The organism is Mycolicibacterium holsaticum DSM 44478 = JCM 12374 (assembly GCF_019645835.1).
In the GTDB taxonomy this organism is placed as follows: Bacteria; Actinomycetota; Actinomycetes; order Mycobacteriales; family Mycobacteriaceae; genus Mycobacterium; species Mycobacterium holsaticum.
The window spans coordinates 2,977,600-2,996,196 of record NZ_CP080998.1; the positions used below are offsets into that span (position 1 = coordinate 2,977,600).

The window sequence follows — 18,597 nt, forward strand, 5'->3', positions numbered from 1 at the left end:
CCTCAGCGCGAGGTGCTGCCCTTGTAGCGCTGAACCAGGCCGCGGACCTGGTCCATGGCGTCCACGGCGCGGTCCTTGTCGACGGCCTGGATCGCCATGACCGGGATGTACTCGTCGTCGGGCAGGTCCACCCGCGCCCACCGTGCACCGCGCGGAAACGACACGTCGACGACCTGCGACCACGGAATGAGCCGGTAGCCGAACAGGTTTCGTACCGCGACACCCGGCGCGCCGATGCGCAGCCGGGGCCGGGCCAGCAGCAGCACGGCCCCGGCGATCACCACGCCGAGCAGCGCGATCGCCACCTGATCGGCGGTCTGGAAGATCACCCCGGTCGACGCGATCTTCAGCAGCGCCCCGACCGTGACGTGGATGGCGAGGATGATCGCCGCCGCGGCGTACACGAAATACGGCGAGAGATGCGGGCGTACCTGGAGGTCCCAGTCACTCATGTCCGCAGGCCACGAAGGGTCAGCGCAGTGGACAGCGCGGCCGCGGCGGCCTGCGCACCCTTGTCTTCGGTCGACGTCGGCAGCCCGGCCCGATCCAGCGCCTGCGCCTCGTTGTTGGTGGTCAGCACACCGTTGGCCACCGGGGTGGACGCATCCAGCGACACCCGGGTCAGCCCCTGGGTGACGGCGTCGCACACGTAGTCGAAATGCGGTGTCTCACCGCGGATCACGACACCCAGAGCGACGACCGCGTCATGGGTCGCGGCCAACGCCTGCGCCACCACCGGGATTTCGATCGCACCCAGTACCCGCGCCACCGTCGGATTGTCGATTCCGGCCTCGGCGGCCACTTTTCGCGCGCCCTCGAGCAGGGCGTCGCAGATCGTCTCGTGCCACGTGCTGGCCACGATGGCCAGCGTCAACCCTGACGCGTCGAGCTGAGGCAGGTCGGGGACACCGGCCGCTGGGCTCATAGGGCTCCGCCGAGGTCCATATCGCTCGGCCTGCGGTCACCGAGCAGGTAAACGCCCTCGTCGTAGGCATCCATGGTGGTGGCTTCGTGGTAGTCCTCGAGGCCGACGAGGTCGTGGCCCATCCGGTCGCGCTTGGTCATCAGGTAGCGGATGTTCTCCGCGTTGGCGCGCACCGGCAGCGGCACCCGCTCGATGATGTGCAGCCCGTAGCCGTCCAGACCGACGCGCTTGGCCGGGTTGTTGGTCAGCAGCCGCATCGACCGCACCCCGAGGTCGACGAGGATCTGCGCCCCGATGCCGTAGTCGCGGGCGTCGGCGGGCAGGCCGAGCTTGAGGTTGGCGTCGACGGTGTCGTCGCCGGCGTCCTGCAGTTGGTAGGCCTGCAGCTTGTGCATCAGGCCGATGCCGCGGCCCTCGTGGCCGCGCATGTAGAGCACCACGCCGCGGCCCTCACGGGCCACCATCGCCAACGCCGCGTCGAGCTGCGGACCGCAGTCGCAGCGGCGCGACCCGAACACGTCACCGGTCAGGCATTCGGAGTGCACCCGCACCAGCACGTCGTGGCCGTCAGCCGCAGGGTCCGCGCCCCCATTGATGATGTCGCCCCGGACCAGCGCCACGTGCTCGACGTCCTCGTAGATGCTGGAATAGCCGACGGCACGGAACTCGCCGTGCCGGGTCGGGATGCGCGCCTCCGCGATGCGCTCGATGTGCTTCTCGTGCTTGCGCCGGTACTCGATGAGATCGGCGATGGAGATCAGCGCGAGGTCGTGGTCGTCGGCGAACACCCGCAGCTCGTCGGTCTGCGCCATCGCGCCTTCGTCCTTCTGGCTGACGATCTCGCAGATCGCGCCCGCCGGCTGCAGGCCGGCCATCCGGGCCAGGTCGACCGCGGCCTCGGTGTGACCGGGGCGCCGCAGCACCCCACCGTCCTTGGCGCGCAACGGAACCACATGGCCGGGCTTGGTGAAATCGTTGACGTTGCTGGACGGGTCGGCCAGCAGGCGCATGGTCGTCGCGCGGTCCGACGCCGAAATACCGGTTCCCACACCGTTTTTGGCGTCTACGGTCACCGTGTACGCGGTGCCGTGCTTGTCCTGGTTCACCGCGTACATCGGAAGCAGGCCGAGCCGGTCGCAGATCGCGCCGTCCAGCGGCACGCACAGGTATCCGGAGGTGTAGCGCACCATGAACGCAACGAGTTCCGGTGTCGCCATTTCCGCGGCGAAGATGAGATCACCCTCGTTCTCGCGGTCCTCATCATCGATGACGACGACGGCCTTGCCCGCGGCGATATCGGCAACCGCCCGTTCCACAGAGTCCAGCCTCGTCATCACATCAGTATGAACCACGGACTCCCACTTCTTATTGCCAGGCCTCTGAGCAGGGCCGACGCCGTCGGCAGGCCGGCTGATCGGGGTCCGTTCACAGGAACCGGGTTTACACTCCGGCGCATGGGGGCTTGGATACGTGTGCGCAGGAATATTCGCATCTGGCGGCAGCGATGGTCTGACGAACTGCGCGTCGCCGGGTCCTTTGCCACCGTCTTGCTTCTCATGGCAGCTGTCGTGCTGGCCTGGTACTCGATGCGCCGATAACCGGCGGCCGTGGCTTCGTCTCAGGTCGACGGAGAATCGCGGGACAACAACCGTTCGACATACTTGGCGATGATGTCGACCTCGAGGTTCACCGGGGCACCGACCCCCGCGGTGCCCAGCGTGGTCGCCTCCAGCGTCGTCGGGATCAGCGACACCTCAAACCAGTCGTCACCCAGCCCGGACACCGTCAGTGACACCCCGTCGACGGTGATCGAGCCTTTCTCGACGACGTAACGTGACAGCGCGGTGGGCAGCGCGATGCGCACCACCTCCCAGCGTTCGGCCGGCGTGCGCGCGATGACGTGACCGGTGCCGTCGACATGGCCCTGCACGATATGCCCGCCCAACCGGCTGTTGACGGCCGCGGCGCGTTCCAGGTTGACCCGGCTGCCCACCCCGATGGCGCGCAGGCTGGACCGGTTCAACGTCTCGCCGATGACGTCGACGCTGAACGCACCGTCGGGCAGCACTTCGACGACCGTGAGGCAGACGCCGTTGACCGCGATGGAATCGCCGTGGCCTGCATCGGAGGTGACGACGGGGCCCCGGATGACCAGCCGCGCGAAGTCCCGGAGGTCTTCTTTGGCGACGACCTCACCCAATTCTTCGACGATTCCGGTGAACACGCCGACAGAGTAACCAGTCGCCGAGACCCTCTACGATGCACTCATGCAGACCCGCCCAGTTGCGATACTTGCCGCCCTGCTCGCTGTCCTCGCTCTCGTCGCCGGTTGTTCGAAAGCGTCTGACTCCGGAAAAGACCTTCCTGATGCGGCGACTCTGCTTTCGCAGTCGACCGAAACAACCAAGAACCAGACGAGCGTGCACCTGAAGCTGACGGTGCAGGGCGAGATTCCGGGGCTGGCGCTCGAGTCGCTGGAAGGCGATCTGACGAACGTGCCCGCCGTCGCCGCCTCGGGTCAGGCCAACCTGCTGTTCATGGGTTCGCGGCTGCAGGGCGTCGGGTTCGTGGTGATCGACGGGACCCTCTACGCCGCGATCAGCGCGGGGGCCTATCAGGATTTCGGTCCGGCCGCCGATGTCTATGACGTCGCAGCGATTCTCAGCCCGCAGGTCGGGCTCGCCAACGTGCTGGCCAACTTCTCCGACCCGAAGGCCGACGGCCGCGAGACCATCAGCGGTGTCGAGACGGTACGCATCACCGGAAACGTCACCGCCGACGCGGTCAACAAGATCGCCCCGCAGATCGGCGCCACCGAACCGGTGCCGGGCACTGCGTGGATCGCCGAAGAGGGCGACCATGCGCTGATGCAGGTCACGTTGCAGACGGCGCCGGAAGGCAGCGTCACCATGACGCTGTCGGACTGGGGTAAGCCGGTGACTGTCACCAAGCCCAACGTCTGATGGCAACGTTGACAGCCACCTCGCAGAAAACCAGCAGCCGCAGGGTTGCGATCAGCGCGGGCAGCCTCGCGGTACTGCTCGGCGCGCTCGACACCTACGTCGTCGTCGCGATCATCCGCGACATCATCGTCGACCTGCGCATCCCGGTGAACCAGCTGCAGCAGGTGACCCCCATCATCACCTGCTACCTGCTCGGGTACATCGCGGCCATGCCGCTGCTCGGCCGTGCCTCCGACCGATTCGGTCGCAAGCTGATCCTGCAGAGCAGCCTGGTCGGTTTCGCGGTCGGCTCTGTGGTCACCGCGATGTCCAACGACCTGCTGCCCATGGTGATCGGCCGCTCGATCCAGGGTGTGGCCAGCGGCGCGCTGCTGCCCGTCACGCTGGCGTTGGCGGCCGACCTGTGGTCCAGCCGCAACCGGGCGTCGGTGTTGGGCGGCATCGGCGCCGCCCAGGAACTGGGCAGCGTGCTGGGCCCGCTGTACGGCATCGCCGTCGTGGCGGCCCTGAACACGTGGCGCGACGTGTTCTGGATCAACGTGCCGCTGGCGGCCGTCGCGATGATCCTGATCCATTTCAGCCTGCCCGGCCGGCTCAAACCCGAGAACCCCGAGCGGGTCGACGTGGTGGGCGGTGTTTTGCTGGCCATCGCGCTCGGCCTGTTGGTGATCGGCCTGTACAACCCGGCCCCCGACGGCCACAAGATCCTGCCCGACTACGGGCTGCCGGTGCTGATCGCGGCGGCGGTGGCCCTGGTGGCTTTCTTCGTGTGGGAGCGGTTCGCCCGCACCCGGCTGATCGAGCCGGCCGGTGTGCATTTCCGCCCGTTCCTGGCTGCGCTCGGCGCGTCGCTGTGCGCGGGCGCGGCGCTGATGGTGACGCTGGTCAACATCGAACTGTTCGGCCAGGGGGTGCTCGGCAAGGATCAGACCGAAGCCGTCCTGCTTCTGCTGCGTTTCCTGATCGCGCTGCCCATCGGTGCGGTGATCGGCGGCTGGATCGCCACCCGCATCGGCGACCGCATCGTCACGTTCGTCGGCCTGATGATCGCCGGGGGCGGGTACTGGCTGATCTCGCACTGGCACATCGATGTGCTGTCGCGCCACCACGACCTGGGCTTCATCCACCTGCCCGTGTTCGACACCGACCTCGCCATCGCGGGTCTCGGGCTGGGCTTGGTGATCGGCCCGTTGACCTCTGCGACGCTGCGCGTGGTGCCGGCCGCTCAGCACGGCATCGCGTCGGCTGCGGTGGTGGTGGCGCGCATGATCGGCATGCTGATCGGGCTGGCCGCGCTGACCGCGTGGGGGCTGTACAAGTTCAACCAGTACCTGCAGGAACGGATGGCTGCGCTGGCCGCGTCGGCCCCGCCCGACGAGTCCCCCGGCGGGCAGCTGATCGCAGCCGCCACCCGGCTGCGGCAGGCCACCCTCGAGGCTTACGCGATGCAGTACGCCGACATCTTCCTGGCCACCGCCGTGGTGTGTGTGGTCGGCGCCCTGCTCGGGTTGCTGATCAGCGGGCGGAAAGAGCACGCCGACGAGGTCGAGGCCACCGCCGACGGCGACGGGGGCGCGCCGACCGACCTGCTCGATGCGCCGACGTCGGGGGGCCGCGACCGCGACTAGGCGGGCGCGCTCAGCAGCGTTCGATGCCGGGGCGGATCAGCACCGGCTCGTCGTCGCGGCGGGCCGGCTTGTCATCGGGGCGTTCCCGCAGCACGCCGCAGACCAGCGCTGTCAGGCTACGCGGGCCCATCGGGCGGTACTGCAGCCAATCCTGCAATGCAGTCATGCTCGTGTCCTCCAAGTGTGCTCACACAGCATGAATGATCATTCCGGTACGAGTGTACCGATGTGGCCGCGCTGATTGGCTGCCCGAAACGGCGGGTATGCGTGCGCTGGAGCACAACTGCACTTGGAGAAGACTCATGGCAAGTTCACTGAACGGCAAGAAAATTGCGTTTCTCGTCGCGCCGGAGGGCGTCGAACAGGTCGAGTTGACCGAACCGTGGAAAGCCGTCGAGCAGGCCGGCGGAACGCCGGAGCTCGTGTCCACGGAGGTCGGCAAGATCCAGGCGTTCAACCATCTCACCCCGGCCGACACCTTCGAGGCGGACAAGGCCGCCGGTGACGTTTCGGTATCGGATTACGACGCGCTGGTGTTGCCCGGTGGTGTCGCCAACCCCGATTTCCTGCGCACCGACGCCGCGGCGGTGGCGTTCACGAAGGGCTTCTTCGACGCGGGCAAGCCGGTCGCGGTGATCTGTCACGGACCGTGGACGCTGGTCGAGGCGGACGTGGTGCGCGGGCGGACGTTGACGTCCTGGCCGAGCGTCAAGACCGACCTCGTCAACGCGGGCGCGAACTGGGTCGACGAACAGGTCGTCGAATGTTCGCGCGGACCAAACACTTTGGTGTCCAGTCGCAAACCCGATGATCTGCCCGCATTCTGCAACACGCTGGTCGAGACCGTCGCCGACAGCGGGTAGTAACGCCAAAGCAGGCCCACTGGGCCGCACCCGTCGGTAACGTCGCGGACATGCTGATGGCCGCGCTTCGCGACATGCAGTGGAGACGGCGGCGTTTCGTCATCGCGGCGGTGTCGACGGCCATCATCTTCGCGATGACGCTGGTGCTGACCGGGCTGGCCAACGGATTTCGCTGGGAAGCCGAGCACACCGTCAACTCCCTCGGGGTGGACCACTACCTGGTCAAGTCGGGTGCGTCCGGCCCGTTCGTCGGCGCCACCCCGTTCGCGCCGACCGAACTATCACGGATCGCGCGGGCGGACGGCGTCACCGCCGCGGTCCCCTTGGCCTATGCCGGTGGCACCGCCACGCTCGGCGACGACACCCGCAACGTGGACATCTTCGGCGCACCTGAAGAGGGCCCGGGGATGCCCGCGGTTTCGGAGGGCAGGGCGCCGTCGTCTCCCGAGGAGGTCGCGGTGTCCAGCACGCTGGGTCGCGGCCTCGGCGACGACGTCGAAATCGCTTCGCACACGCTGCGCATCGTGGGCATCGTGGAGAACTCCACCGCCCTGGCGAACCTGCCCAACGTCTTCCTGACCACCGAGGGCGCCCAACGGCTGGTGTACGGCGACGAACCGCTGGTGGCGTCCATCGGGATTCGCGGCACGCTCGAGCGGCCTCCCGACGGTTATCGCACGATCGACCGTGCGGGCGCGGTCGAAGACTTGTTGCGGCCGTTGAAGGTTGCCGTCAACTCGATCACCATCGTCGCGGTCCTGCTGTGGGTGGTGGCGGCCCTGATCGTCGGATCGGTGATTTACCTGTCGGCACTGGAACGGTTGCGAGACTTCGCGGTGTTCAAGGCAATTGGGGTGCCCACCCGGTCGGTGATGGGTGGGCTGGCGCTGCAGGCGATCATCGTGGCGCTGGTGGCCGCGCTGCTGGGCGTGGTGTTGTCGATGCTGCTCGGCCCGTTGTTCCCGATGCAGGTGATCGTGCCGATGCAGGCCTACCTCGCGTTACCGGTGCTCGCCGTCGTGGTCGGGTTGATCGCCAGCGCGACGGGGCTGCACCGTGCGGTGTCCGTCGACCCGGCGCTGGCGTTCGGGGGCCCGTGAGCCATGGGTGATCTATCCATCCAGGATCTGGTCGTCGAATACTCCAACGCCGGATACGCGGTGCGCCCCATAGACGGGCTCGACCTCGACGTGGCGGCCGGCTCGCTGGTGATCCTGTTGGGGCCCAGCGGTTGCGGGAAGACCACGCTGCTGTCCTGCCTCGGGGCGATCCTGCGCCCCACCGCGGGCACCATCAAGTTCGGCGACGTCGACGTGACCTCCCTGGACGCCCGTGAGCTGTCCACGTATCGGCGCGAAACCGTGGGCATCGTCTTTCAGGCGTTCAACCTCGTCCCGAGCCTGACCGCGCAGGAGAACGTGATGGTGCCGTTGCGCGCGTCGGGCATGTCACGGCGCGCGGCGGCCAAGCGCGCCGACCAGCTCCTGGCGCGGGTCGGCCTGCACGACAGGTTGCACCACCGCCCCGGCGACCTGAGCGGCGGTCAGCAGCAGCGGGTCGCGGTCGCCAGGGCGATAGCGCTGGACCCGCCGTTGATCCTGGCCGACGAGCCGACCGCCCACCTGGATTTCATCCAGGTCGAGGAAGTCCTCAAGCTGATCAGGGAATTGGCCTCCGGTGAGCGGATCGTGGTCGTGGCGACCCACGACACCAGGATTCTGCCGCTGGCCGACCGGGTCATCGAACTCGTTCCCGATTTCGCGGGCACCGACCGCTCCCCTGAGACGGTGGACCTGGCGGCCGGCGACGTGTTGTTCGAACAGGGCACGATGGGCGAGCTGATCTACGTGGTCACCGACGGTGAAATCGAGCTCGTGCGCGAACTGTCCGGCGGCGGTGAGGAAACGCTGAAGCTGGCCGTCGCGGGCGACTATTTCGGCGAATTCGGCCCGCTGTTCCACCTGCCGCGCTCGGCGACGGCGCGCGCCCGCACCGACGCGGCGGTGGTCGGCTACACGGTGCAGGCGTTCCGCGAACGGCTCGGCTCAGGCACCCGTGAGCTCATCGAACACCGGCCCCTGCCCGATTAGCCGGGCACCAGGCTTAACAACACGTCGGGGCCGATCGGTTCGATGCCGTCGAACCGCCATCGTTGGGCGTGCGCGATCGACAGCACGCCGACGTCGTCGACGGCGGTCACCGGGCCGCCCAACAGGATCGGCGCCACGTAGGCCAGGATGCGGTCGATCACACCCGCCCGCAGAAACGCGCCAGCGAGCGTCGGCCCGCCCTCCACCAGCACGTCGGTGCGATCCGACAGCGCCTTGAGCACCTCGTTCGGGTCCCGGGTTCGAATCACCATCGTGCGTGAATCGTCGTTCAACACTTTTGCATCAGAAGGGATTTCACGTTCGCCGACCACAACCCGCAGCGGCTGGCGTTCGGCGAGCGAGCCGTCGGGCAGCCGTGCGGTGAGCGCGGGGTCGTCGACGAACACCGTGCCGGTGCCGACCACGATCGCGTCGGCGACCGCGCGTCTGCGGTGCACGTCGGCGCGGGCCGCCTCGCTGGTGATCCACTGGCTGGTGCCGTCGGCCGCCGCACTTCGACCGTCGACGCTGGTGGCGAACTTCCAAGTCACATGGGGAAATCCGGTGCGCTGCTTGTGCAGCCACTCGCGCAGCGGACCGCCGGCCACCTCCGCGGCGAGCACGCCTGCGGCCACGTCGACGCCCGCGTCGGCCAGCCGCACCGCACCACCGGCGGCCACCGGGTTCGGATCGGTCACCGCGTAGGCCACCCGCGAGAGGCCCGCCGCGACAAGCGCATCCACACACGGCGGGGTTCTGCCGTGGTGGTTGCACGGCTCGAGCGTCACCACGGCGGTACCCCCGGCGGCACGCTCCCCTGCCCTGCGCAGCGCGATCACCTCGGCGTGCGGGCCGCCCGGCGGTTCGGTGGCACCGACACCGGCGACGGCACCGTCACGGTCCAGGATGACTGCGCCCACAGGCGGATTCGGATACGTCCCGCCTTTGACGTCGTTGGCCTTCTCGATCGCCAGCCGCATCGCGGCCTCGAGGTTCATCGAAGGTGTGTGGACGCGGCCGCGGCCTGGCGACGCAACGACTCCACCGCTGCGGCGGGGTCGCTCGCGCTGTACACCGCCGAACCGGCCACGAAACAGTCCACCCCGGCCACCGCGGCCTGCTCGATGGTGTCGGCGTTGATGCCACCGTCGATCTCGACGACGATGGTGAGCTCGCCCGCGTCGATCAGGCGCCGGACGGTGCCCACCTTGGGCAGCACCTCGGGGATGAACTTCTGCCCGCCGAAGCCCGGTTCCACCGACATGATCAGCACCGTGTCGAACTCCGGCAGGATCTCCAGATAGGGCTCGATCGGCGTGCCGGGCTTGACCGACAGACCGGCCTTGGCGCCCGCGGCACGGATGTCGCGGGCGACGGCGACGGGGTTGTCGGTCGCCTCGGCGTGGATCGTGACGTTGTAGGCGCCGGCCTCGGCGTACGGCGGCGCCCACCGCTCCGGGTTCTCGATCATCAGATGGCAGTCCATCGGGATGTCAGTGGTGGGCAGCAGCGCCTCGACCACCGGCAGCCCGATGGTCAGGTTCGGCACGAAGTGGTTGTCCATCACGTCGACGTGCAACCAGTCCGCGCCCGTCACGGCGGCGGCCTCCTCGGCCAGCCTGGCGAAGTCGGCCGCCAGAATCGACGGCGCGATCAGTGGCTTCGGCATGCTCGTCACCCTATCGGTTGACCGTTGGCGTCAGCCTTATCGCACCCGAAGCGTGGCCGCGAACATCGCGTCGGTGCCGTGCCGGTGCGGCCACAACTGCACATGCGGCCCGTCGCCCAATTGGTCGACCGGATCGAAAGACGGGCGGGTGTCCAGTGCGGTCACCGGATGGCGGCGCAGCGCGTCGGCGACGATGCCGACCGTCTCGGAAAGGTGCGGTGAACACGTCGCGTACAGCACCACCCCGCCGGGCCGGGTCAGCGCGACCGCGGCGGCCAGCAACTCCCGCTGCAGTTTGGCTAGTTGCGGCACGTCGGCGGGCTGGCGCCGCCACCGGGCTTCGGGCCTGCGCCGCAGCGCGCCCAGACCGGTGCACGGTGCATCGACCAGCACCCGGTCGAAGCCGGGTTCCAGACCGCTCTGGCGGCCGTCGACGCGCAGCACCTCGACGGGCAGGCCGCGGGTGTTCTGCTCCACGAACTCAGCACGCCGCGAGTTGGGTTCCACCGCCGTCACCCGGGCGGCGCCCTGTTCGGCGGCCAGGGCGCCCAGCAGCGCGGTCTTGCCGCCGGGCCCGGCGCACAGATCCAGCCACCGCCCGGTATCGGGTCCGTCGAGTTCGGCCAGCGTCAGCGCGCGGGCCACCAACTGGCTGCCTTCGTCCTGCACCAGCGCCGCCCCGGCGCGCACCGGTGCCAGCAGGCCGGGGTCTCCGCCGGCCAGATACACCGCGTACGGCGAATAACGCCCGATGGTGCCGTCGACCTGCGCGGCCAGGTCCTCGGCGGTCAGCACGCCGGGGCGCGCCGCCAGGTGCACGGCGGGCCGGGCGTCGTTGCTGGCCAGCAGCGCCTCCAGCTGTCCGGCCTCGCCGCCCAGCGCGTCGGCGAATGACTGGGCGATCCACCGCGGGTGCGCGTGCACGAACGCCGCGTAGCCGATGGGGTCGGCCGCCTTGTCCGGCGCCAGCTCCTGCACCCAGGCGGCCTCGTCGCGCCCGGCGATGGTGCGAAGCACACCGTTGACGAAACCCGCACGCGCCGAGTCGAATTCGATGCCAGCCTGTTCGACGGTGGTGGACACCGCGGCGTGTTGTTCGACGCGGGTGCGCAGCAACTGGTAGGCACCCAACCGCAGCAGGTCGAGCAGCACCGGGTCGATCCGGTCCGGTGAGCGCCCGGCCGCGTGGCCGATGACGGCGTCCAGCAGGCCGCGGGTACGGCACGTGCCGTAGGTCAGTTCGGTGGCGAACGCGGCGTCGCGGCCGCTGATTCCGCGTTCGCGCAGCAGCGCGGGCAGCGCGAGGTTGGCGTAGGCGTCCTTCTCCGAAACCGCGCGCAGCACGTCGAACGCCGCGCGCCGGGCCGGGTCGAGCGGTTTGCGGCGGCCGCGTCGGCTGCGGCCGGGTGGGGTGCTCATTCGGCCCGCGCAGAGTCGTCGAGTCGGGCGCCGCGGGCCCAGTCGGCGGCGTTCATCGGTTTCTTACCGGGCGGCTGGATCACGCCCAGACGCACCGGCTGCGACGACGTACCGATCCGCACGCCGTCGCGGTCGGTGCGAATCACCCCTGGCGGCAACGTATCTGCGGTGTTGTCGACGGTCACCGGGCCGAGCTTGAGGCGCAGGTCGCCGATCATCGTCCAGGCGCCGGGGTTGGGGGTGACCGCGCGGATGCGCCGCTCGACGGCGTGGGCGGGCAGATCCCACCGCACACGGGCCTGTTCGACGGTGATTTTGGGGGCGACGGTGACGCCGTCGGATGGTTGCGGGACCGGCTGCAGCGAGCCGTCGGCGATACCGTCGAGCGTCGTCTCCAACAGCTCGGCTCCCGAAACCGCCAGCCGCGCAAGGAGATCGCCTGCCGTGTCTGTGGGCCGGATGGTTTCGGTGACCACCCCGTAGACCGGGCCGGCGTCCAGCGCTGGTTCGATCTGAAACGTCGTGGCACCGGTAACGGTGTCGCCCGCGGCGATCGCGGCCTGTACGGGCGCTGCGCCGCGCCACGCCGGAAGCAGCGAGAAGTGCAGGTTGACCCAGCCGTGCCGAGGCACTGCCAAAAGCCGTTCGCTGAGCAGCGCGCCGTAGGCCACCACCGCGCAGCAGTCCGGGGCCAGTTCGGTCAGCTCGGCGATGAACTCCTCGGAGTTGGGCCGCGCCGGCCGAAGCAGCGGGATGTCGTGCTCGAGTGCGAGGCGGGCCGCCGGTGACGGTGCGGGCTTGGCCCGCCGGCCCGCCGCCGCATCGGGCCGGGTCAGTACCGCCACGACGTCGTGGCGCGGCGATTCGATGAGCCGGCGCAACGACGGCAGGGCGGGTTCGGGGGTACCTGCGAAGACGATGCGCACCGAGCCAGTCTAGTGAGGCTCGCTGCGCTCACCGCGGCGTCTGGTAGTACTCCCGTTCGCCCACCCCGGCCAGCGGGGCCACGAACATCCACGGGATCGTGGTGATCAGCCGGTTCAACGTGGCCACCGCGTCGTTGTAGTACTGGCGGGCGAACGCCAGCTTGTTCTCGGTGTCGGCGAGGTTGTTCTGCAGGTTCAGGAAGTTCTCCGAGGAGTTGAGCTGCGGATAGTTCTGGCCGAGCGCCAGCAGGGGCACCAGTGCGCTGTCGAGATCTTTCTCGGCTGCGCTGCGCTGCGCCACCGACTTACCCGTCGTGGCCGATGCCAGCGCCGCGCGGGCGTTGGTGACGTGGTCCAGGATGGCTTTCTCGTGGGCGGCGAACGTCTGCACGGTGTGCACCAGGCTGGGGATCAGCGACGCACGTCGCATCAACTCCACGTCGATACCCGACAGCGCCTCGGCGACCCGGACGTCGGCGGTGCGAATCCTGTTGTAGCCCATCACGAAAGCGACCAGCGCCGCCACCGCGAGCACCAGCACGATGATCAGCAGTAACCTCACCATGATCCGCCTCCTCCTCCGCCGCCGCCACCGCCACCGCCGCCTCCACCGCCACCGGACGATGACGACGAGGACGACTGCGAGGCGGTGTAAGCACCGATCGACGATGACAGCGCCGATTCGAAACTGTCGAAGTCAGCGCCACTCGAGCCGCCGCTGAGACCCCAGCCCGTCGATGACGACGAGTGATACCAATCCGGTTGCGGCGCAGGCTGGCCCATCACCGCCTCGTACTTCTTGGCCCACATCGCCGCGGCACCGGCGGCCACCGCGAACGGGATGTAGGCGGTGTAGAGCTCTTTGCGGGCCGCGAAGTCGAACCGGCTCTCGGCGGAGTCGGTGGCCAGCATCCGGTGAAACCCGCCTGCCCGCGACCACAATTCGCGACCGGCGGCGGTGCGGCGGGTGCCGACACCGGGTAACCAGGACGGCAGTGTGAGCAGGAAGAACACCGCGAACGGCACGGCCCACAGCGTGTTGGGCGCGAACCACCGGAAGAAGCACACCATCATCGCCACGAACGCGACCGCGTTGGCGACGCGCAACCACCACTCGGAGCGTTTCTTGACCAGAAGCTTCTCGTCAAGCGCCCAGTTCCGCACCGCCGCGGCCAGATCGGTCTTGGCTCTGCTCAGCCGCTCGCCCGATGACACTGTCTTCTTGGCGTCGAACTCCGCGCCGGGTCCCATCACCTTGAGCGTCGAACCGACGGCGACGGCGACGGGGTCGACGTCGGCCCATGCCCCGTGATCGGCGATGCCACGGATCTTCCAGTGATTGGCGCTGACCTGGCGCAGTTCGACCAGCCCCCGCTCCGCGAGGTGGAACAACGTCGCGGTGAGCCCGTTGTCGGGCACGTCCTCGGTGCGGATGTATTCGGTTTGGACGGGGCCGAGTCCGTCCGGCGGGCTGTACTGCAGCGGAAAACCCGGCGGGGTCTCCAGGATTCGGCCGTACCACAGCATCGCGATCAGCGCCGCGGCGACGGTGAGGCCGGCCACCCACAACAGGCCCGCCACCGAGTCACCGAGCACGCCGTCCCATACCTGCGGCCACGGCAGTTCGGTGCGCGGCGGCGTCGGGACGTCCACACTGGCGCGCACCGTCACCGGGGTGCGCGGAGGCAGGTTGACTGCCGACAGTTGCACCGTGTGCGCGGACGCGCTGACACCGCGGCAGGGTGATCCGACGCCGTGCCCGACCGAACACTGCACGCGGGGGACGTCGCCGGGCAGCCTGATGGAGATGTCGGCGCGTTCGATGCGGTTATTCCACGACGGGGCGATCACGTTCCAGAAGAACACCGACTCGGCGGTATCGCGCTCGCCCACTGACGTCGCAAACCGCTTGTCGGCGCCGATGTTTGCCGGATCAAGGACCCCGTCGATGGTGTACCGGATCTCGAAGACGTGGGTGCCCGGGCTCAGGTAGGCGTCGGGGTCGCCGATCTTGGCCACCCGGAACCGCGTGCCGTTCTCCCACAGCATCTGGTGTTTTGCCGGTTCCCCGTCGAGCAGGATCGACGTGATGTGCGGGCGCTGCCGGACCCCGGGGACGTTGGGGTTGGCGACATCCCAGTACCGGAACATGCCGTGGCGCCCGGCGGGGAACTCGGTGGTGAGGGTCTCCACCGCGTCGAGCCGGCCATCGGCGTCGACGGCGAAGTTGGCGCGGTACTCGCTGATGACCACGGGATCCGAAACGTCGGAGGCCTCCCCCGACCACGTGTCGAAGAGCCGAGGTGACAGCAGACCAAACGTGATGAGCCCCAACGGGATGAGCAGAAGGAGCAGCCGCCGCATATCCACCTCCGGTTCACCGCAGTCCGCCGTGTGCGCATTACCCTATGTGCAACGGGTCGATTTGCACACGAACCGGCTGTTGATCGTGGCGCGCACTGAGCAAGCCGATCGCTCGGCGCAGCGCCGTGGCCAGCGCCAGGCCGCTACCTCGGGGCACCCGCACCAGCATCCGGCTCACCGAGCTTCCCGGCGGGATCCCCGGCGGGCGGCGCGCGCCGATCGGCAAGTCGACCGGGCCTAAAACATCTGCGCCGTCGGGCATTTCAACCGCGTCGAGCAACGCGCGCACCGAAGCGGGGATACCGTCGACGGCGGCCATGTGCACCGCGGGCGGCAGCCCGACCTCGGTGCGGGCGTCCAGTTCCGCCTCGGCGTGGCCCACCGGATCCCACCGGACCAGCGACTGCACCGTGGGGATCGCCGATTCGGCGACCACCGCCACCACACCGCCGTCGGTGCGGCTGCGCACCAGGGCGGCGGCGGCCATCCAGCGCCGCAGGGTGTCCTCGGCGGCCCGCAGGTCCTGGCGGCCGAGCAGGGCCCAGCTGTCGAGCAGCAGCGCCGCGCCGTATCCGTCGGCGGCGACCGGTTCGGCGCCGGGCGTCGCGACGACGAGCGCCGGCGCCGAGGCCACGGTGGGCACCATCGCGTCACCGCCGGAGGTGATGACCGTCGTACCGGCGAACGCCCGCCCGAGTTCCTCTGCGGTGCGCCGGGCGCCGACGACCACCGCGCGTACGGCGTCGGATCCGCAGCGCGCGCAACGCAGCGTGGTCTCACCGCGCCCACACCACCGGCACACCGCCCCTGCGGCGTCGCGGTCCGGAAGCGACAGCGGCCCCGTGCAGTGCCTGCACCGGGCGACGGCGCGGCAGCGCCCGCAGGCCAGCGCGGGCACGTATCCGCGCCGGGGCACCTGCACGAGCACCGGCGCGTCTCGCTCCAGCGCGTTGCGCGCGGCCTGCAGCGCCATCGACGGCAGCCTGGCGGTGCGCGCCGCGGGATCGCGTTCCTGCGCATAGCCGCTGTCTTCGATGGCGACGACGCGCGGTGCCGCCGCGCGTACCGCCGCCCGCGGCGCCACCAGGTCGTGCGCCCATCCGCTGCGCACCAGCGCCTGGGCCTCAGCGGTGCGGGCATAGCCACCGATCAGCGCCGCGCAGCGCAGTTGGTGCGCGCGCAGCATCGCGACCTCGCGGGCGTGCGGGTAGGGCGCGCGCGGCTCGGCGAGCGTGTCGTCCCCGTCGTCCCACACCATCACCAGGCCGAGGCCGCCGACCGGAGCGAACACCGCGCTGCGCGTGCCGATCACCAGGCGGGCCGTGCCACGCAGCACCGACAGCCACCGTCGGTAACGCTGCGAGGGGCCCAGGCCCGCCGACAGCGCCACCACCCAGTCCTCGTCGACGTAGCGCACGGCCGCGGCGTGCATCGCGTCGATGTCGCCTTGGTCCGGCACGATGACCAGCACACCGCGCCCGGAGTTGACGGTGGCGGCCGCGGCCTCGGCCAGCCGGTCGGCCCAGCGCTCGCCGGGCAGCGCCTGCCAGATGGCGCGCGCGGCGCGGCCGTCGTCCAGCGCCTTGAGGTACTGCTCACCGCCGCCGTAGACCGACCACGCCGCCGCGTCGACGGGTTTGACCGACAGCGGCGCCGGCTCGGGGTGGGGCTGCTTCTCGACGCGGGCGTGGCGCGGCGGGATCGCCAGCCGCAACACGTCGGCGCGGGTGCCCGCGTACCGCGCGGCGACCGCGTCGGCCAGCCGGCGCACCTCCGGCGTCAACACCGGCTCGGCCGACAGCACCCGGTCAAGCCAGCCCAGTTTGCCGACATGGTCGGTGTCCGAACGTCTTTCGAGCACGAAGGCGTCGACCAGTCGACCGGAGAACCGCACCCGCACCCGCACGCCGGGCTGCGCGTCGTCGGACTGCTCCGCGGACACCAGGTAGTCGAACTCGCGGTCGAGGTGCGGCACCGACAGCATCGGCAGCACGCGCGCGATCGGCTCGTGTTCGGCAGCGGCCGAACGTGCCTTACCGCTCGACATCTCTCCGCATATTCGAGCGGTAAGGAACGTTCGCGGCCCCCCTGCCGAAGAAGAACCCGGCGGTGATGAGCACCAGCGACGCCGAGTACACCCACCAGATCGGCACGGCCAGCGCCTCGGCGTTATCCGGCGCCAGCACGAACTTGCTGATGCCGATCATCGCGTCGGACACCGCGAAGCACACCGCGCCCAGCGCCGTCCACGGCGTCGGCAACCGGGCCAGCAGCGCCGCGCACACCATCGCCCCCAGCACCGTGATGTAGAGCGTGACGGGCACCGCCATCCCCTCGGCCGTCAACCGCGGCCAGAACCAGATGAGCAGCGCCACACACGCGGCCACGGTCACCGTCGCGGCGGCCACCCCGGGCGCCGTCCGCACCACCAGCGGCACCAGCGCGCCCAGGAAGCACAGGTGCGCCACCAGGAACGCCGACAGCCCGAGCACGAACGACGGCTCCCACCACGGCAGCGCCAACAGGTAGTCCCCGGCTGCCGAGAACAGCAGGGCGCCGATCAGCCAGCGCCGCTCGCGCGCTATCGGATGGCCGACCGCGGCGACCGCCAGCAACACCGCGGCCAGCGCCTTGGCCGCGGGCTGCAGCGCGAACTGCCCGGTCAACTCCGACCCCGCGGGCAACCGCACCGCGGCGACGATGAGGAACACCCCGTAGCAGGCGGCGACCACCACGGCGATCACCCAGAGCAGCTTGGTGCGCCGTTGAACGTACGGTGTCCCCATGTCCGATCCTGAAGAGAAGCCGGCCGTCGATACCATCCTGCAGAAGGTACTGGAGGCCGTTCCGTTTCAGTTGACAACCGACGGAGGACCCGAAGCCGCGCGTCGGCGGTTCGCCGAACTTCCCCGTCGCGAAGCCCATCCCGACCTGCGCACCGAAGACCGCACCGTCGACGGGCCCGCGGGTCCGATCCCGATCCGGGTGTACTGGCCGCCCGAGGCCGACGGCACCGCCGTTCCCGTCGTGGTGTTCCTGCACGGTGGCGGCTGGTCGGTCGGCGACCTGGACACTTACGACGGCACCGCACGCATGCACGCCGTCGGCGCGGGCGCGGTGGTGGTGTCGGTGCACTACCGGCTGGCCCCCGAACATCCCTATCCGGCGGCCGTCGACGACGTGTGGGCGGCGACGCAGTGGGTCGGCCGGCACGCCGCGCAACTGGGTGCGGACCCCGCTCGCATCGCGGTCGCCGGTGACTCCGCGGGCGGCAACCTCGCGGCGGTGGTGTCCCAGCTGGCACGCGACGCGGGCGCACCGACGATCGCATATCAGCTGTTGTGGTATCCGTCCACGACGTTCGACACCACGCTGCCGTCGTTCACGGAGAACGCCGACGCGCCGGTGCTCAGCCTGTCCGCGTGCAGCGGCTACACCCGTTGGTACATCGGCGATTTGGACATGTCCGAACCCCCCGCCACGCTGGTGCCCGCCCGTGCAGGGGACCTGTCCGGGCTGCCGCCGACCTACATCGCCGTCGCGGGCCACGACCCGCTGCGCGACGACGGCGCTCGCTACGCCGAGTTGCTCACCGCCGCCGGGGTGCCTGTCGAACTGCACAACGCCGAGACGCTGGTACACGGCTATCTCGGCTATGCGGGCGTGGTGCCCGCGGCCACCGAGGCGATGGACCGGGGTCTCGCGGCGCTGCGCAAGGCGCTACATCGCGGGTGAGCACACGCGCTACCG

Annotated in this window: 19 protein-coding genes; 6 read left to right on the forward strand and 13 right to left on the reverse strand. The window is 69.7% G+C overall.

Going from position 1 to position 18,597, the window contains the following annotated elements:
• Nucleotides 1-2 precede the first annotated feature (2 nt).
• From K3U96_RS14360 to K3U96_RS14375, 4 genes are all read right to left on the reverse strand, one after another.
• Nucleotides 3-452 carry a PH domain-containing protein gene (locus tag K3U96_RS14360; protein ID WP_220690136.1) on the reverse strand — a complete coding sequence of 150 codons (450 nt, stop codon included), beginning with the start codon at nucleotides 450-452 and terminating at the stop codon, nucleotides 3-5.
• The gene (gene ribH, locus K3U96_RS14365; protein ID WP_069406978.1) at nucleotides 449-925 is read right to left on the reverse strand and encodes a 6,7-dimethyl-8-ribityllumazine synthase; all 477 of its coding nucleotides are present in this window, start codon (nucleotides 923-925) and stop codon (nucleotides 449-451) included. The genes K3U96_RS14360 and ribH overlap by 4 nt, the downstream gene beginning before the upstream one ends.
• Complete coding sequence (locus K3U96_RS14370) at nucleotides 922-2,259, reverse strand: bifunctional 3,4-dihydroxy-2-butanone-4-phosphate synthase/GTP cyclohydrolase II (protein WP_220690137.1); 1,338 nt, start codon at nucleotides 2,257-2,259, stop codon at nucleotides 922-924. Before K3U96_RS14370 ends, ribH begins: the two co-directional genes overlap by 4 nt.
• A 284-nt stretch (nucleotides 2,260-2,543) precedes the next feature.
• Nucleotides 2,544-3,149, reverse strand: coding sequence for a riboflavin synthase (locus K3U96_RS14375; protein WP_220690138.1), 606 nt, complete (start codon nucleotides 3,147-3,149; stop codon nucleotides 2,544-2,546).
• Between the two features lie 43 nt (nucleotides 3,150-3,192).
• Between K3U96_RS14375 and K3U96_RS14380 the strand changes: the two genes are divergently transcribed.
• Together K3U96_RS14380 and K3U96_RS14385 are read left to right on the forward strand one after the other, a co-directional pair.
• Nucleotides 3,193-3,888 carry an LppX_LprAFG lipoprotein gene (locus K3U96_RS14380; protein WP_069406981.1) on the forward strand — a complete coding sequence of 232 codons (696 nt, stop codon included), beginning with the start codon at nucleotides 3,193-3,195 and terminating at the stop codon, nucleotides 3,886-3,888.
• Nucleotides 3,888-5,516 (forward strand): MFS transporter, encoded by a 1,629-nt coding sequence (locus tag K3U96_RS14385; RefSeq protein ID WP_220690139.1) that lies wholly within the window; start codon nucleotides 3,888-3,890, stop codon nucleotides 5,514-5,516. The genes K3U96_RS14380 and K3U96_RS14385 overlap by 1 nt, the downstream gene beginning before the upstream one ends.
• A gap of 10 nt (nucleotides 5,517-5,526) precedes the next feature.
• On the opposite strand, the gene K3U96_RS14390 is transcribed toward K3U96_RS14385, so the two are convergent.
• Entirely contained in the window at nucleotides 5,527-5,682 is a 156-nt protein-coding gene (locus K3U96_RS14390; RefSeq protein WP_165614189.1) for a hypothetical protein, read from the reverse strand.
• A 136-nt stretch (nucleotides 5,683-5,818) separates the two neighbouring features.
• Here K3U96_RS14390 and K3U96_RS14395 point away from each other — a divergent pair, with 136 nt between their 5' ends.
• Genes K3U96_RS14395 through K3U96_RS14405 form a run of 3 tightly spaced genes read left to right on the forward strand, consistent with a single transcriptional unit; the run spans nucleotide 5,819 to nucleotide 8,469 of the window.
• A complete protein-coding gene (locus K3U96_RS14395) occupies nucleotides 5,819-6,379 on the forward strand; it encodes a type 1 glutamine amidotransferase domain-containing protein (protein ID WP_069407358.1) in 561 nt (186 codons plus the stop codon).
• Nucleotides 6,380-6,429: 50 nt separating this feature from the next.
• A complete protein-coding gene (locus K3U96_RS14400; protein ID WP_220690140.1) occupies nucleotides 6,430-7,479 on the forward strand; it encodes an ABC transporter permease in 1,050 nt (349 codons plus the stop codon).
• Nucleotides 7,480-7,482: 3 nt separating this feature from the next.
• Nucleotides 7,483-8,469, forward strand: a complete 987-nt coding sequence (locus K3U96_RS14405) for an ABC transporter ATP-binding protein (RefSeq protein WP_069407356.1) — start codon at nucleotides 7,483-7,485, stop codon at nucleotides 8,467-8,469.
• Here K3U96_RS14405 and ribD read toward each other — a convergent pair.
• Genes ribD through K3U96_RS14445 form a run of 8 tightly spaced genes read right to left on the reverse strand, consistent with a single transcriptional unit; the run spans nucleotide 8,466 to nucleotide 17,633 of the window.
• The gene (gene ribD, locus K3U96_RS14410) at nucleotides 8,466-9,467 is read right to left on the reverse strand and encodes a bifunctional diaminohydroxyphosphoribosylaminopyrimidine deaminase/5-amino-6-(5-phosphoribosylamino)uracil reductase RibD (protein ID WP_220690141.1); all 1,002 of its coding nucleotides are present in this window, start codon (nucleotides 9,465-9,467) and stop codon (nucleotides 8,466-8,468) included. The two genes, K3U96_RS14405 and ribD, sit on opposite strands and share 4 nt — an antisense overlap.
• Nucleotides 9,464-10,138 carry a ribulose-phosphate 3-epimerase gene (rpe, locus tag K3U96_RS14415; protein ID WP_069407354.1) on the reverse strand — a complete coding sequence of 225 codons (675 nt, stop codon included), beginning with the start codon at nucleotides 10,136-10,138 and terminating at the stop codon, nucleotides 9,464-9,466. Before rpe ends, ribD begins: the two co-directional genes overlap by 4 nt.
• Before the next feature lie 36 nt (nucleotides 10,139-10,174).
• Nucleotides 10,175-11,557 (reverse strand): RsmB/NOP family class I SAM-dependent RNA methyltransferase, encoded by a 1,383-nt coding sequence (locus K3U96_RS14420; RefSeq protein WP_220690142.1) that lies wholly within the window; start codon nucleotides 11,555-11,557, stop codon nucleotides 10,175-10,177.
• Nucleotides 11,554-12,483, reverse strand: coding sequence for a methionyl-tRNA formyltransferase (gene fmt, locus K3U96_RS14425; RefSeq protein WP_220690143.1), 930 nt, complete (start codon nucleotides 12,481-12,483; stop codon nucleotides 11,554-11,556). Before fmt ends, K3U96_RS14420 begins: the two co-directional genes overlap by 4 nt.
• Nucleotides 12,484-12,511: 28 nt before the next feature.
• On the reverse strand, nucleotides 12,512-13,048 hold the full coding sequence (locus K3U96_RS14430) for a LemA family protein (protein ID WP_220690144.1): 537 nt from the start codon (nucleotides 13,046-13,048) through the stop codon (nucleotides 12,512-12,514).
• Entirely contained in the window at nucleotides 13,042-14,847 is a 1,806-nt protein-coding gene (locus tag K3U96_RS14435; protein ID WP_220690145.1) for a DUF2207 domain-containing protein, read from the reverse strand. The genes K3U96_RS14430 and K3U96_RS14435 overlap by 7 nt, the downstream gene beginning before the upstream one ends.
• Before the next feature lie 37 nt (nucleotides 14,848-14,884).
• Nucleotides 14,885-16,894, reverse strand: coding sequence for a primosomal protein N' (locus tag K3U96_RS14440; RefSeq protein WP_220690146.1), 2,010 nt, complete (start codon nucleotides 16,892-16,894; stop codon nucleotides 14,885-14,887).
• Complete coding sequence (locus K3U96_RS14445) at nucleotides 16,881-17,633, reverse strand: lysoplasmalogenase (protein ID WP_230982147.1); 753 nt, start codon at nucleotides 17,631-17,633, stop codon at nucleotides 16,881-16,883. The genes K3U96_RS14440 and K3U96_RS14445 overlap by 14 nt, the downstream gene beginning before the upstream one ends.
• On the opposite strand from K3U96_RS14445, the gene K3U96_RS14450 reads away from it, so the two are divergent.
• Nucleotides 17,632-18,582, forward strand: coding sequence for an alpha/beta hydrolase (locus K3U96_RS14450; RefSeq protein WP_220690148.1), 951 nt, complete (start codon nucleotides 17,632-17,634; stop codon nucleotides 18,580-18,582). The genes K3U96_RS14445 and K3U96_RS14450 overlap by 2 nt on opposite strands.
• Nucleotides 18,583-18,597 lie beyond the last annotated feature (15 nt).